At 32.5% G+C, this 13,546-nt stretch carries 14 protein-coding genes and 1 tRNA gene; 2 read left to right on the top strand and 13 right to left on the bottom strand.

Annotation, left to right across the window (positions count from 1 at the left end; translation table 11 throughout):
- Positions 1 to 163: 163 nt before the first annotated feature.
- Genes INR78_RS03675 through INR78_RS03660 form a run of 4 tightly spaced genes read right to left on the bottom strand, consistent with a single transcriptional unit; the run spans position 164 to position 5,275 of the window.
- Positions 164 to 1,597 carry a cellulose synthase family protein gene (locus tag INR78_RS03675; RefSeq protein ID WP_221184965.1) on the bottom strand — a complete coding sequence of 478 codons (1,434 nt, stop codon included), beginning with the start codon at positions 1,595 to 1,597 and terminating at the stop codon, positions 164 to 166.
- A gap of 56 nt (positions 1,598 to 1,653) precedes the next feature.
- Positions 1,654 to 2,343, bottom strand: coding sequence for a glycosyltransferase family 2 protein (locus INR78_RS03670; protein WP_223077513.1), 690 nt, complete (start codon positions 2,341 to 2,343; stop codon positions 1,654 to 1,656).
- Positions 2,344 to 2,385: 42 nt separating this feature from the next.
- Positions 2,386 to 3,969, bottom strand: a complete 1,584-nt coding sequence (locus tag INR78_RS03665; protein WP_223077512.1) for a 4Fe-4S dicluster domain-containing protein — start codon at positions 3,967 to 3,969, stop codon at positions 2,386 to 2,388.
- 1 nt (position 3,970) lies between these two features.
- Complete coding sequence (locus INR78_RS03660) at positions 3,971 to 5,275, bottom strand: NAD(P)/FAD-dependent oxidoreductase (protein WP_223077511.1); 1,305 nt, start codon at positions 5,273 to 5,275, stop codon at positions 3,971 to 3,973.
- 94 nt (positions 5,276 to 5,369) lie between these two features.
- Between INR78_RS03660 and INR78_RS03655 the strand changes: the two genes are divergently transcribed.
- Entirely contained in the window at positions 5,370 to 6,374 is a 1,005-nt protein-coding gene (locus tag INR78_RS03655; protein WP_223077510.1) for a glycoside hydrolase, read from the top strand.
- A gap of 3 nt (positions 6,375 to 6,377) precedes the next feature.
- Positions 6,378 to 7,136 (top strand): metallophosphoesterase family protein, encoded by a 759-nt coding sequence (locus INR78_RS03650; RefSeq protein WP_223077509.1) that lies wholly within the window; start codon positions 6,378 to 6,380, stop codon positions 7,134 to 7,136.
- Here INR78_RS03650 and INR78_RS03645 read toward each other — a convergent pair whose 3' ends face one another.
- The 9 genes from INR78_RS03645 to INR78_RS03605 all read right to left on the bottom strand — a co-directional run bounded on the left by INR78_RS03645 (position 7,137) and on the right by INR78_RS03605 (position 13,534).
- Positions 7,137 to 7,946, bottom strand: coding sequence for a glycosyltransferase family 2 protein (locus INR78_RS03645; protein WP_223077508.1), 810 nt, complete (start codon positions 7,944 to 7,946; stop codon positions 7,137 to 7,139).
- Positions 7,939 to 8,637 (bottom strand): DUF547 domain-containing protein, encoded by a 699-nt coding sequence (locus INR78_RS03640; protein ID WP_223077507.1) that lies wholly within the window; start codon positions 8,635 to 8,637, stop codon positions 7,939 to 7,941. Before INR78_RS03640 ends, INR78_RS03645 begins: the two co-directional genes overlap by 8 nt.
- Before the next feature lie 55 nt (positions 8,638 to 8,692).
- Positions 8,693 to 9,661 carry an arsenosugar biosynthesis arsenite methyltransferase ArsM gene (gene arsM, locus INR78_RS03635; protein WP_223077506.1) on the bottom strand — a complete coding sequence of 323 codons (969 nt, stop codon included), beginning with the start codon at positions 9,659 to 9,661 and terminating at the stop codon, positions 8,693 to 8,695.
- Between the two features lie 348 nt (positions 9,662 to 10,009).
- On the bottom strand, positions 10,010 to 10,822 hold the full coding sequence (locus INR78_RS03630) for a purine-nucleoside phosphorylase (protein ID WP_223077505.1): 813 nt from the start codon (positions 10,820 to 10,822) through the stop codon (positions 10,010 to 10,012).
- Positions 10,819 to 11,427: a TIGR04282 family arsenosugar biosynthesis glycosyltransferase gene (locus INR78_RS03625; protein ID WP_223077504.1), complete on the bottom strand. Its 609-nt coding sequence runs from the start codon at positions 11,425 to 11,427 to the stop codon at positions 10,819 to 10,821. Before INR78_RS03625 ends, INR78_RS03630 begins: the two co-directional genes overlap by 4 nt.
- Positions 11,428 to 11,919 (bottom strand): rhodanese-like domain-containing protein, encoded by a 492-nt coding sequence (locus INR78_RS03620; protein WP_223077503.1) that lies wholly within the window; start codon positions 11,917 to 11,919, stop codon positions 11,428 to 11,430.
- Between the two features lies 1 nt (position 11,920).
- The gene (arsS, locus tag INR78_RS03615) at positions 11,921 to 12,985 is read right to left on the bottom strand and encodes an arsenosugar biosynthesis radical SAM (seleno)protein ArsS (protein ID WP_223077502.1); all 1,065 of its coding nucleotides are present in this window, start codon (positions 12,983 to 12,985) and stop codon (positions 11,921 to 11,923) included.
- Positions 12,986 to 12,988: 3 nt separating this feature from the next.
- On the bottom strand, positions 12,989 to 13,324 hold the full coding sequence (locus tag INR78_RS03610; protein WP_106679939.1) for an arsenosugar biosynthesis-associated peroxidase-like protein: 336 nt from the start codon (positions 13,322 to 13,324) through the stop codon (positions 12,989 to 12,991).
- Positions 13,325 to 13,458: 134 nt separating this feature from the next.
- Positions 13,459 to 13,534: transfer RNA gene (locus INR78_RS03605), tRNA-Phe, on the bottom strand.
- Between the last annotated feature and the right edge of the window lie 12 nt (positions 13,535 to 13,546).

The raw sequence follows: 13,546 nt of genomic DNA, 5'->3' as shown, positions 1-13,546 counted from the left end.
AATATAGCTAATAAAGCTGTAAAGTAAGCTTTATAGTAGGTTTAGGACTTGTTGTTGGCAAGTACATGCGTTAGCGATAGTAATGGTTAGCTTTTGGCGAGGCTTGCATCGAGCCAAAACTAGTAATGGATAGCGCGACCACTTGTGGTAACGCCCAAAAAATCTAAGCTTTTGACGTTAAAGACTTAAAGAATACAAATCCAAAACCAATTGTAAGCATTAAGTGGAAAGGGAATAATCCAAAATCACCACCTTGATCACCAACTATGAATGCGCTGTACATTCCGAAAGCGAAATAAAGCATTAAAAGACCTTCAAAAACAACGTTAATACTAATGTTTTTGCGTAAATATTTATTGCCTTTCCAACTATCTTTAAGTGAACTAATGTTGAATTTTGGTGTACGTACAAACTCGCTTCGTTTACCAATATGTCCTTCTAAAACTGCAATAGAATTATGTAAAGAAAAGCCCATTGCGATAGAGAAAAACGTAAAGAACATACCAATATATTTGATAAAATCTTTAAACGTGTTACCATGACTACGTTTGTACATAATCCAATAACAAACAAAAAAGATAATTGTGCTCATCACAAAAAAGCTCATAATGTAAAAGTATGGTCTTAAATGTGCGTATTCGTTTTTAATGTAAAGCATTGGTATACTTAAAATACCAACAATTAATACGTTTAAAAACATGGTACTGTTTAATAAGTGTAAAATACCGTGTAATTTGGTTTTAGCAGAAATATTCTTGCTAGTTAAAACGCGCCAAAGCATTTTTCTAAAGTTTTCTGCGCCACCTTTATTCCATCTAAATTGTTGTGATCTTGCTGCACTGATAACTACAGGTAATTCGGCTGGTGTTTCGACATCTTCTAGATATTTAAATTCCCAGTTTTTAAGCTGTGCACGGTAACTTAAATCTAAATCTTCAGTAAGTGTATCGCCTTCCCAATTTCCTGCATCAATAATACAATCTTTACGCCATACGCCAGCAGTACCATTAAAGTTGATAAAATGACCTTTACTATTACGTCCAACTTGCTCTAATGTAAAATGTGCATCTAAAGCAAATGCTTGTATTTTTGTTAATGTTGAATAATCACGGTTGATATGAGCCCAACGTGTTTGTACAACACCAATTTTATCATTTTTAAAATATGGGATTGTTTTTTGTAACCAATCGTGTTCTGGTAAGAAATCGGCATCAAAAATGGCAATAAATTCTCCTTTTGCAATTTCTAATCCTTCTTTTAATGCGCCAGCTTTAAACCCTTGTCTGTTGGTTCTGGTAATATGTTTGATGTCTAATCCTGTTGCTGCAAGCTTTTCTACGTGTGCTTTGGTTGTAATTACGGTTTCGTCTGTAGAATCGTCTAAAACTTGAATTTCTAACTTGTCCTTTGGATAATCTATTAAAGCAATGTTGTCTAATAATCTGTCCATAACATACAACTCGTTAAATACAGGAAGTTGTATGGTAACGTAAGGTACTTCTTCTGGATTATTTAAATTGAATTTTGGACACTTATCTTTTTTACGTTGAGCTGCTAAATAATTAAACATTAAGTTTAATTGCGCTAACGCGTACATGAATATTAAAATTAGCGAAATGCTGTAAATAACTATTAATGTGGTTTCTAAAATCACTATTTAAAACTATATTTGAAAATCCAGGACAAAATTTTTATGCCTGCAAATATACTACCTTTTATGGTTCCTGAAACTTTTGAGACACCAATTCTATTTCTGTAGTTTACAGGTACTTCTGTATAACTAAGTTTTTGCTTTAATGCTTTTAACTGCATTTCTACTGTCCAACCGTACGTTTTGTCAACCATATTAAGGGCTAACAGCTTTTCGTACTTAATAGCTCTAAAGGGACCAAGGTCTGTAAATTTAGCCTTAAAAAAAAGTGACATTAATTTGGTTGCCAGCCAATTTCCGAAGATTTGTTGAGGCGTCATAGCACCATCTTCTCTTAATTCTTTAACACGACTACCAATAACTAAGTCAATATTGTCTTCAATAATAGGAGCAATAATTTTAGTAAGTTCTTCTGGATAATCACTATAGTCACCATCTAAAAATACAATAATATCAGGTTTAGACTGTTGCTTAGAGATGTAATCCATACCTTTTAAACACGCATAACCATAACCTTTTCTGTTTTCTGTTAATACGGTTGCTCCTGCTTGTTTTGCATTAACTTCTGTAAGATCTGTAGAATTGTTGCTAACTACAATAACTTCTTCTACTAAAGAAGGAATGTCTTGTATAACATTTGCAATTGAGTCTTGCTCGTTAAAAGCAGGAATAATGACTTTTATTTTGGGCATTTAGGCATTTAATCTTAGCGCAAAAATACAATTGTTTTTGGATTATTTGTTATTTATTAAATCCATTAAATCTACATCGTTTCCAAGAAGGATTTCGTTAGGGTTAATACGACCTTTCATGCTGTCGTTTTCTAATTTTAAAACGCCTCTTGGGCAAACAGCACTGCAAATACCGCAGCCAACACAACTAGAACGTACAATGTTTTCGCCTTTTTGTGCATAAGCACGAACATCAATTCCCATTTCGCAATAGGTAGAGCAATTTCCGCAAGAAATACATTGTCCACCGTTGGTAGTAATTCTGAATTTTGAAAATAAACGTTGCTGAAATCCTAAAATTGCCGCCATAGGACAACCAAATCTGCACCAAACACGACTACCAAAAATAGGGTAGAAGCCAGTACCAATTACACCAGAAAAGATAGAACCGATTAAAAATCCGTAGCTTTTTCTTAAGCTTTCAGATTTAAATAAAAATAACGAGTTGTCTTTACTAAAATAGTGCAAAGCAAATAATGTCATGATAATTACAAAGTAGCCAATAGCACCATATTTAGCGTCTTTTGCTAGTTCATTTCTTTTAAAAATCATTGTACCTGCAAAAATGATAGTTAAAAAAGAAGCAACAAAGATTAAAAACGACGATTTGGTAAGCCAATATTTGCTGGTGTCATTACCCAAATAGCTGTGTATTACAGCTGTAGTCATAAGTATTACAAATACTAAAACCGAGTGAATTACCCAACGCTCTACCTTCCAAGCAAATTGAGATTTGTCGCTTAATTGTCTAAAGCTATCACCAGCTGTTTCGGCTAATCCACCACAACCACAAACCCAAGAACAATACCAACGTTTACCGTACTTATAAGTTAAAATAGGTGTAATAACAAATATTGAAACGATACCAAAAATTAGCATTGCTAAACCAATATTGCCTGCGCTAATAAATGCTTTTACGCGATAACTTTCAAAATTATAATAATTAAGAGGCCAAATGTTTTTTAAATCGTAGTACGGTAAATCGCTATTCATTACGTACATAAATTCTGGAATTAAAAATGCAAAAGCCAATTGAAAAAACATGACCGAAACAGTTCTTATTTGCTCATAACGATTATGTCTATATTTTAAAATGAATTTATAGCCAAACACCAAAATAGCAACTGTATATAACGTACCGTATACAAACCATTGGCTAGCGTCTCTACCACTTAAAAGTTGACTTAAAGGATCAAAAAGCGCAACTAAACCTGTGTTTTCTTCACCTTTTTGAGCTAATCCTAAATATTGAGGATAAAAATAAAGTACAATGTAAAATAAGGTTAAAACGACACCAATTAGCCAACCGACTAAACCTCTTGAAGATAAAGATTTAAACCAAACGCCATCATTTTTAATGCCTTTAGATTTGTTTAAGTATAAACTATTAGAAAACCATATAGTCCCAATAAACATTAAGGTTAAAGCGATAGATAAAGCTATAGTTTTGTTAGGAAATTGAACATTAAATAATGCTAAAACCAAAATAAAAAGTCCTAACATACCAACTGCTGATGCTATTTTTTGAGTTTTTGTTAATCCGTAAGAATTAGCCAAAGACATACTGTAATTTAATTTTAAGCTCATATTAGTTAGTTTGTAAGGTGTTGTTATATTTTTCTTTTATCTCGTTTTCAAATCGCTTGTAAAATTCTGGATCAAAATTGGCTTGCTCTAGATGATTGATGACAAAGTCTAAATCTCGCTTTTCGGTAAGCCATTTGTTAAAAACTTCGTGTCGCATTCTTATGCCAAAGGTATTGATGCCTAAGAACTCGTTAGTGTCTCTGTGATAAGCTATGGTCATACATTTGGTGTCGTCTTCATGTTTCCAATGAAAATGAGCTTCGTAATCCGGTTTTCCTTTTTTACCATGAACCCAACCATAGGTTTGGTATTCAATTTCTAAAAATTTTGCGCTGTTAAACCAATGTCCTGGCTTATATTCTAGTTTATTGCCGCAAATAGTTTGCGCTAAAGTTTCGCCCATAATGCGACCTGTGTACCAAACTGCTTCAATTGGTCTGCGGTTACCTATAGCCTCACGTTGTTCGGCACAGTCACCGATTGCATACACATCTTTAATGTTAGTTTCTAAAAACCGATTGACTAAAACGCCTTTATTGGTTTCAATATTGCTTTCTTTTAAAAATGAAATATTTGGTGTTACACCTGCAGTTAAGCCTACAAAATCACAAGGAATTTCTTCGCCAGTTTCTTCAATGATGATGGATTTTACTTTTCCATTTTCACCCGAAATGATTTCTTTTAAATTAGTTGAAAGTCTTAAATCTATATGATGATTTTTAATGTGTCTGTTTATCATTTGGCTTTCGCCTTCAGGTAAAACGCTATTCCAAAAACTGCTTTCGCGAACTAAAAATGTTACCGGAATATTTCTGGAATTTAGCATTTCTGCCAATTCAATACCAATTAATCCACCACCAACAATGACGGCACGTTTACAAACTTTATTGTTTGGTGCGTAGATTTCAAGATTTTCTAAATCTTGTTTGCTGTATAAGCCTTGCACACCTTTTAGATCTTCACCTGGCCAACCAAACTTGTTAGGTTTGCTACCTGTTGCGATGACTAATTTGTCATAACTCATTTGGTCGCCTTCTGCAAAATGAAGTGCTTTATTATCAGTGTCAATAGTCTTTACATAGCCTTTTTTTAGTTCGATATTGTTTTTCTTCCAAAACCAATTTTCATAAGGTTGTGTGTGCTCAAACTTCATATGTCCCATATAGACGTACATTAACGCCGTACGCGAAAAAAAGTAATCACTTTCAGCAGAAATAATAGTGATTTTTTTATCAGATAATTTTCTAATATGTCTTGCTAAAGTTACGCCAGATATACCATTACCTATTATGGCTATGTGTTCCATACAATTAGTTTAGTTAGGCTTTAAGTCGAAGCTTTTGTTAAAACCTTAATTACATTATTCAACTTTGTTTAAATTTATAAATAAATTAACAGTTATGAAGCACTTTTCACTTTTATGTATGGTCTTATTATTGGTTTCGTGTAGTATGACTTTGCCTAAAACAGAAAAAATTAATGGTGTAAGTTTTGTGGCGTCTCGCGATAGTATTTCAGAAAAACATACCAAACCAGTTGTAAATTTAAATGCTAATTATGCTGCGATTGTGCCTTTTGGATTTGTTAAAAGTTTAGAGCATCCAGAAATTATTTATAATACCGATAGACAATGGTTTGGCGAAACAGATAAAGGTGTAAAACAGTACGTTAAAGCACTTAAAAAAAAACAAATAAAAGTGATGATAAAACCTCAAATTTGGGTTTCTCATGGTGCTTTTACTGGTTTTATAAAAATGAATACTGAAGAAGAATGGCAAGAACTAGAACAGACTTATGAAAACTTTATTTTAGATTTTGCAAAAGTAGCCGAAGACATCAACGCCGAAATGTTTTGTATTGGTACAGAACTTGAAAATTTTGTAGCACATAGACCAAAATTTTGGACGCAATTAATTAAAAAAATTAGAACCATTTACAAAGGTAAACTTACATATGCAGCCAATTGGAACGAGTTTACAAAAACACCATTTTGGGCAGATTTAGACTACGTTGGAATAGACGCGTATTTTCCTGTAAGTGATTTAAAAACACCAACTGTAGAAGATTGTTTACAAGGTTGGAATGCGCATTTACCAGATATTAAAAATGTACAAAAAAACACAAAAAAGCCTATTTTGTTTACCGAATTTGGTTACCGTAGTTTTGATTTTTCTGGTAAAAAACCATGGTTAACCGGTAATTACGACGCTAATCCAAACCTAGAAGCGCAAGTAAATACCACAAAAGCTTTATTTAAAACCTTTTGGGAAGAAGACTGGTTTGCTGGTGGATTTGTTTGGAAGTGGTTTCATAATTACGAGCAATCTGGCGGCGCAAAAGACAATATGTTTACACCACAAAACAAACCTGCCGAAGAAATTATTAGGCAATATTATAAAAAATAATCTATGAGAACATTAGTCTTTGGAGATATACATGGCGGATTAAAAGCGCTAATTCAACTATTGGAGCGCGCAAAAGTTTCAGAAGAAGATTGTCTTATTTTTTTAGGAGATTATGTAGATGGTTGGAGCGAATCTGCTCAAGTAATTCAATATTTAATAGAATTGTCTAAAACTAATACTTGTATTTTTATAAGAGGAAATCATGACGCTTGGTGTGAAGATTGGCTTAGAGAAAATTTGATTAATCAATCTTGGTATCAACATGGCGGAAAAGAAACTATTGAAAGTTATAATGCTTTTTCAGAAGAAGAAAAGCAGCAACATTTACAGTTTTTTGAAGCGATGCAAATGTATCATTTAGATGAACATGATAGGTTGTTTATTCATGCAGGATTTACATCTGTTCATGGTGTTGAAAGAGAATACCAAATCGAGAATTTTTACTACGATCGTACACTTTGGGAAATGGCAATAACCATGGATAAACGCATTGAAAAACACTCAGAATTATACCCAAACCGCTTAAAACACTACACCGAAATTTTTATTGGTCATACACCAACCATAAGATTTTCTCAAGATCAGCCAATGCATGCTGTTAATATTTGGAATGTAGATACTGGCGCAGCATTCACGGGTAAATTATCTGCAATAGATTTGGATACAAAACAGGTGTTTCAAAGTGATGAAGTTTTCAAAATGTATCCTAATGAATCTGGTAGAAATACTAATCCTTATCGTTTAATTAAAAGAAAAAAATAATTACCCAATATTTTCTTTATAATATTCGTGTAATTCACTAGCAGAAGCGCCAAACCACTTTTTTAAATATATCATCCAAAAATGATATTGAAGTTTAAACACGCCATGTTTTTTATATAACCTTGAAGAGGTAATTATAGGTGAATTAATTACAGTAAATTGATTACAATCATATAACTGACTTATAAAAATATTGTCTTCGTAAATAATATAAGACTCATCAAAACCACCAATTTTGTTAAACAATGCTTTTGTAACAAATAAACTTTGGTCGCCGCCACGACACGCTTTAAAATTAAATTTTGTAAACCAACCAGCCAATCGTAACCACAAATGGTTACTATCAAATTTTAATCTAAAACAACCTGCGTGATTATCCTTTTGTATTTCATTTAAAATGAATATATCAAAGTGTTTTGGAGGAAAAGAATCGGCATGTAAAAAATAAAGAATAGTTCCTGTAGCAGCTTTTGCACCAACATTCATCTGTTTGGCGCGACCTTTTTTGGAATTCAGTAAGACAATTTTTGTTTTATCTTCAGCGTCAGTTCGAGTGAAATTTTCTGTTGAAAATTTTGTATCGAGAACTTTTCCTGCATCTCGATTTAATACTTCATTACAATCAGAATCACTTGATGCGACGTTAATCATTTTCTCAACTATTTCAACTGAATTATCAGTACTTCCGCCATCTATAACAATAAGTTCTAATTGGTCCTTTTGTTTAGCGTTTTCAATAAGATGTTGAAGCAATTTGCCAATGTGTTCTGCTTCATTTAACATAGGAATTATGATAGAAAATCTATTCATTTAAATTCCAGTTATATTCTTTGTAGTTAATTTTTGCGTCTTCAGAAATTATAGTTGAAGTGTATTTATTTATAAAATCAATAACAGTTCCGTTAGTTTCAAAATCTTTTCTAAACCATTTGAAAATTTTAGAGAGTTTTAATTGATTTTTAGTGATTCCATTTTTAGTGTTATCCGCCAGAAATGCTTTAGTAGCTTTAGTTAATTGAGCATCTAAAGTATTTGTTTTAAAAGCTTTGTTTTGAAGTTTTGGACAAGAAATTGATGCGCAAACAATAGCAAAATGAATTCGAGGTTCGTTCATTTTTCTCAAAATATCGTGTTCAATTTCATCTAAATTATAACTGAGATTTGCAGTTTTCCATAATCGTTGTTTCCAAGGATTTTTTATGTCTTTGATAGAATTTATTGGGTAATGACGCACAATTAAATCTACTGTCAACGCATTATAAAGGTTAATCCAATAAGCTAATTTTTCATTTTTAGTAGCGCTATTTGAAGGTATGTTTTTAGATAAATATGATATGTAGTCTCTAAGTTTTACAGAATCTTTTTTGAAAGACTTGTAATTTATTTCTCCAGATTCTGAAACATGTTTAGATAATAATTCTGACCATAATTTATGATCTAAATCTTGAGAAAAACCAAAAAACGTCCAACTAAAAATAAATAGATAAATAAAGTGTTTCATAATAGTTTTTTATTTTTTAGTTAAACGTTTTTAATGGTTAAATGTCGATTATCGACTAGCAGCATCCGCCACCATCGTAATGGAAGGTAGATTCACTAATAAAAATATCATCTCTACCAAGACTAGCTAAAGCACCAGCAGTTTTATCGCAAATTGCCAATGGTTGGTTTTTTAATAAAACGTGACCAGCTTTATCGTCAAAATAATCGTCTTCACCATAATAAATAGCTGCTTTACCTGTGAAAATGCAAGGTCCATCTGTAGGCATTGGATCTTTTATAGCGGCAACTTCTATAGATTCTATATAGATTAGCTCGTCTGTTGGATAATGTTTTGGGTCTAAAATACGGTATGGTTTTCTGGCTCTAATTTCGATAGTTCCAAAACCAGCATCGGTTAAAGCTTTTACATACTCAGCAATTGGTAAACTACCGCTTAAACAAAGTGCGCGTAATCTTTCGTCGTTGCGTAACGTATCATTCATTGGTTGCTCACAAGTTGGATCACTCATCACTAAACGACCATGAGGTTTTAAAACACGGTACATTTCGTCTATTGCTTTTTTTAATTCTTCAGCTTTAAAAATATTGAATAAGCAGTTTTGCGCTGCAACATCAATGCTGTTATCTTCAACAGGTAAGTGTAAAGCATCACCTTTTTTAAGGTCTACAAATTCACTTTTAAACCAAGGGTTTTGAGCTTCGGCTTCTTTAAAATTTTTACGTGAAGCGTCTAACATTTCATCTACAACATCTACACCGATAACGCCATTTTTTTGTCGAGAAAAATAGGCGAATTGCAGTAACTCCATTCCGCCACCAACACCAACATAAAGTATTTTTGGACTGTTAGTTAAATCTCGAGGATGAACGGTTGATCCGCAACCATAATTCATCTCTTGCATAATTTTTGGGATTTTTAATCCTGGTAATTCCCAAATAGGATTTGTAGTACAACATAAGCCAACATCTGGTGTTAGTGCTGCTTCTTTGTAAACGTCTTTTGTGGTGTTTAAGTAACTCATAATTTATTTTCCTGCGTATGCAGGAATCTTTTTAACTGTTAATATCTTTTAAACGTTCATTTTGTCTTGATACAAAACGAACCAAAAAATCATATTGAAATGAGGAATTTTTTATTCCTTTTAGAGGAATAAAAACCTAAAATTAAATCTAAATTTTCTCCAAGGTTTCAAAAATTATTGACGATTTAATTATAATATTCTGCATTTCAAAACTCAATGTTAAACATTGAATAGGGACTAGACTTTTTATCAAAAAAAGTTATCCCAATATTTTAAGTTTTCTATCTTTTATCTTCAGTATTTAGTGTCAGTTTTGAATGCAAACTTTCTGCTAAATACTACCAACTATTAAAGTGTTTCTATTAAATCTTTAAATAAAGTAATCATATCAGGTTCGGCTTTGTTAGCCATAGCTATAATTTCTTGAATATCTACTGGTTTTAAATTTTCTGGGTCACACTCGTCTGTTAATACAGAGACTGCTGCAACTTTTAAATTTAAGTGATTTGCGACTATAACTTCTGGTACGGTGCTCATTCCTACAGCATCTGCGCCAATAGTTTTTAGCATTCTGTATTCTGCTCTAGTTTCTAATTGCGGACCAACAACACTTGCATATACACCTTCATGTAAAGAAATATTATGTTTTTTCGCTATAGTTTTTATTGCGCTGTTAATGTCTAAATTGTAAGGAGCACTCATGTCTACAAAGCGTTCTCCTAAAGCTTCTACACCTTGAAAAGCTAATGGGGAACTGCCTTGTAAGTTAATATGATCGTCTATTAACATAAGTTCGCCTTTTTTAAAATCTAAATTTATAGCTCCAGCAGCGTTAGAAACTAATAAAGTTTTTATACCTAATTTTTCCATAACTCTAACAGGATAAGTTACATCTTGTAAGGTGTACCCTTCGTAAATATGAAAACGACCTTGCATGACAATTACTTTTTTGCCTGCTAGTTTGCCAAAAATTAATTTACCTTTATGAAACTCGACTGTAGCAGTAGGGAAGTGCGGAATATGATTATAACTTACTTCTGCAATGGTTTCTAGATGACTTGGTAATTGTCCTAAACCAGTACCTAAAATAATCCCTATTTCTGGTTGGTCAAATCTTTTATCTTTTAAGTAATCTACAGTTTTATTAATGTATTTTATCATGGTTTAATTAATGCTTTTAAATCGTTATATTTTTCTATGTCGCTATAAACGTCAATATCGTTTAAGGTCTCTAACAAAAATACATTTTCTTGCTCTAAATTGTCTAAAGTTTCTTTTAAAACGCTACTTGTTCCCCAATTTTTATTTTGAAATAATTTAGCGTGTAATTCCTTCATTCCTAATAAATAATAACCGCCATCTTCGGCAGGTCCAAGTACAACATCATTGTTGTCTAACGCATCAAACGCTTGATTGATATGTCCTAGTTTTAAGTCGTAAAGATCGCTGCCAACTATGATTATTTTTTTATAATCATTTTCAAAACCGTGTTTAAAAGCATTTGCCATTCTTTGACCTAAATCATTACCGTGTTGTTGATGTTTTTGATAAATGTTGTTATCCCAAACATCATTTTCTCTAATTTTTACAGAATAATAGACAGCTTTATCGCAGGTTAACGGTCTCAACACACTTTCGGTATGCTCTAATAATTTTTTATATATCGCTAAAGCGGAAGGATTGCCAATAGTTTTAGCTAACCTTGTTTTTACTTTTCCTAATTCTGGATTACGTGTGAATGTTATGATGAGATTTTTCTGATTCATTTAAAAAACTTTTTCACCTTTAATTAACCATTTAGACCAATTTTTGTCGTAAACATGTACTTTTTCGGTTTCTTCGTTATTATTATTGAAGACAGAAAAGTTGTTGTTTTTCCATTCAAAAATACCACCATACAAATTGAAAACATTGGTGTAGCCTTCATCTTTTAATTGCTGAGCAATTTTTGCAGATCGTACACCAATAGAGCAATACACGACAATCATTTCGTTTTTATCAGAAATAAGTTGAGTTGTTTTTTCTATGTCGAAATTTTCAAAATCTACAAATACAGCATTTTTTAGATGACTTACTTTATATTCTTCAAAACTTCTAGCGTCCAAAATTTTAGCTTTGGTTTTTGGCATTGCTAACTCTTGTACACTAATGTAAGGTATATCAGAACGATTGTGTTTTTTCAATACATCATTTAAAGTTTTTTGTCCAAAACTTTGAACTCCTATTAAGGTAAATATGTATAAAAAAACTACCTTCATTTTAAGCTACAGTACCTTGACAACTACTTCCTGCACCAGCAGTACAACCATAACAATGTTGAGAAATTATGATATCTCTGTTTTGTAAAACTTCTTCATTGTAATTGCTAATATGTTTAGTTTTACTAGCGACTTTTAAATCTAGCATTTGATTAAAATCGCAGTCGTATAAATAACCATCCCAACTTACAGATAGTGTATTTGTGCACATTACATTTGCTACAGCCGAAGGATTAAATGCATCTACTAAAGCGTACATGTAATCTTCATAATTTTCACTAGCAATTAGGAAATCTAAAAAGCGGCTAATAGGTAAATTAGTGATTGCAAATAAATTATGGAATTGAATACCAAAATCTTCAAGCAAAGCCTTTTTAAAATCTTTTTCCATTGCAGCTTGATTAGCCGGTAAGAAAGCGCCAGATGGATTATAAACTAAATCTAATTTTAGATTGCTGTCTGGCATACCATATCCAACAGCATTTAAATCTTTTAGAGCTTGTATGGATTGGTCAAAAACACCTTCGCCACGTTGTTTATCTGTTTTTCCTCTTGTCCAGTGTGGCATTGACGATACTACATGTACGTTATGTTTTTTAAAGAAGCCTGGTAAGTCGTGATATTTTTTATTAGCTCGAATAATAGTTAAGTTAGAGCGAACAATAAAATCTTTAATTCCTACTTTAGCTGCCTCTTCTACAAACCATCTAAAATTAGGATTCATTTCTGGTGCGCCACCAGTAAGGTCTAAAGTATGTGCGCCTGTAGATTTTATAACGTCTAAGCATTGTTGCATAGTTTCTTTCGTCATAATTTCCTTTCGATCTGGTCCTGCGTCTACATGACAATGCTCGCAAACTTGATTACACATATATCCTACATTAATTTGTAAGATTTCTAAAGGTTTTGGTTTAAGGGGGAATTGATTGCTTTCTGCAATTTTATCTTTAAAAGTGGGTAATTCGCCATTAGCAAAGATACCATTAGACAAAATTTCTAACTGTTTATTTGTATTTGCTAATTCACTATCGCGTTTATGTAAAGATTGGGTTTTTAATTTAGACATAAATTAACCTTCTAATTTATTCACTTTATTCATCATTTGCACACCATGCACTAAAGAGGCGCCACCACGTATTGCACCAGCAACATGTAAGGCTTCCATCATTTCTTCTTTAGTGATTCCGCGTTGTAAGCCGTCTCCAGTGTATGCGTCAATACAATATGGGCATTGAATGGTGTGAGCAACAGCTAAAGCGATTAAAGATTTTTCTCTTTCAGATAATGCGCCTTCTTGAAAAACGGTATTGTAATAATCGAAAAATTTTGAACCAAGCTCTTCGTTCCAGTCAGAGATTTTTCCAAATTTTCTTAAATCGGCAGGATCATAGTAAGTTTTTGACATAATTGGTGTTTGTATTTAGTTACGTAAAAAGTGAAATTACAGTTTTATGTCGAAAAAAATATTGGCTTATTACATTTTTTTTAAAAGAAGATTGTAAAAACCAAAAAACCCGAACAATTTGTTCGGGTTTTTAGTGGTGGTGCCTCCAGGAATCGAACCAGGGACACAAGGATTTTCAGTCCTTTGCTCTACCAACTGAGCTAAGGCACCAGTTGCATTATT

Source organism: Mesoflavibacter sp. SCSIO 43206 (assembly GCF_019904215.1).
GTDB lineage: Bacteria > Bacteroidota > Bacteroidia > Flavobacteriales > Flavobacteriaceae > Mesoflavibacter > Mesoflavibacter zeaxanthinifaciens.
The sequence above is the reverse complement of the archived record's forward strand: the minus strand, read 5'-3'. Positions and strand labels throughout refer to the sequence as shown.

Excerpts from the sequence above, each read along its gene's own strand:
- INR78_RS03675 (WP_221184965.1), bottom strand. The coding sequence starts at position 1,597 with ATGTACGCGTTAGCGCAATTAAACTTAATGTTTAATTATTTAGCAGCT.
- INR78_RS03670 (WP_223077513.1), bottom strand. The coding sequence starts at position 2,343 with ATGCCCAAAATAAAAGTCATTATTCCTGCTTTTAACGAGCAAGACTCA.
- INR78_RS03665 (WP_223077512.1), bottom strand. The coding sequence starts at position 3,969 with ATGAGCTTAAAATTAAATTACAGTATGTCTTTGGCTAATTCTTACGGA.
- INR78_RS03660 (WP_223077511.1), bottom strand. The coding sequence starts at position 5,275 with ATGGAACACATAGCCATAATAGGTAATGGTATATCTGGCGTAACTTTA.
- INR78_RS03655 (WP_223077510.1), top strand. The coding sequence starts at position 5,370 with ATGAAGCACTTTTCACTTTTATGTATGGTCTTATTATTGGTTTCGTGT.
- INR78_RS03650 (WP_223077509.1), top strand. The coding sequence starts at position 6,378 with ATGAGAACATTAGTCTTTGGAGATATACATGGCGGATTAAAAGCGCTA.
- INR78_RS03645 (WP_223077508.1), bottom strand. The coding sequence starts at position 7,946 with ATGAATAGATTTTCTATCATAATTCCTATGTTAAATGAAGCAGAACAC.
- INR78_RS03640 (WP_223077507.1), bottom strand. The coding sequence starts at position 8,637 with ATGAAACACTTTATTTATCTATTTATTTTTAGTTGGACGTTTTTTGGT.
- arsM (WP_223077506.1), bottom strand. The coding sequence starts at position 9,661 with ATGAGTTACTTAAACACCACAAAAGACGTTTACAAAGAAGCAGCACTA.
- INR78_RS03630 (WP_223077505.1), bottom strand. The coding sequence starts at position 10,822 with ATGATAAAATACATTAATAAAACTGTAGATTACTTAAAAGATAAAAGA.
- INR78_RS03625 (WP_223077504.1), bottom strand. The coding sequence starts at position 11,427 with ATGAATCAGAAAAATCTCATCATAACATTCACACGTAATCCAGAATTA.
- INR78_RS03620 (WP_223077503.1), bottom strand. The coding sequence starts at position 11,919 with ATGAAGGTAGTTTTTTTATACATATTTACCTTAATAGGAGTTCAAAGT.
- arsS (WP_223077502.1), bottom strand. The coding sequence starts at position 12,985 with ATGTCTAAATTAAAAACCCAATCTTTACATAAACGCGATAGTGAATTA.
- INR78_RS03610 (WP_106679939.1), bottom strand. The coding sequence starts at position 13,324 with ATGTCAAAAACTTACTATGATCCTGCCGATTTAAGAAAATTTGGAAAA.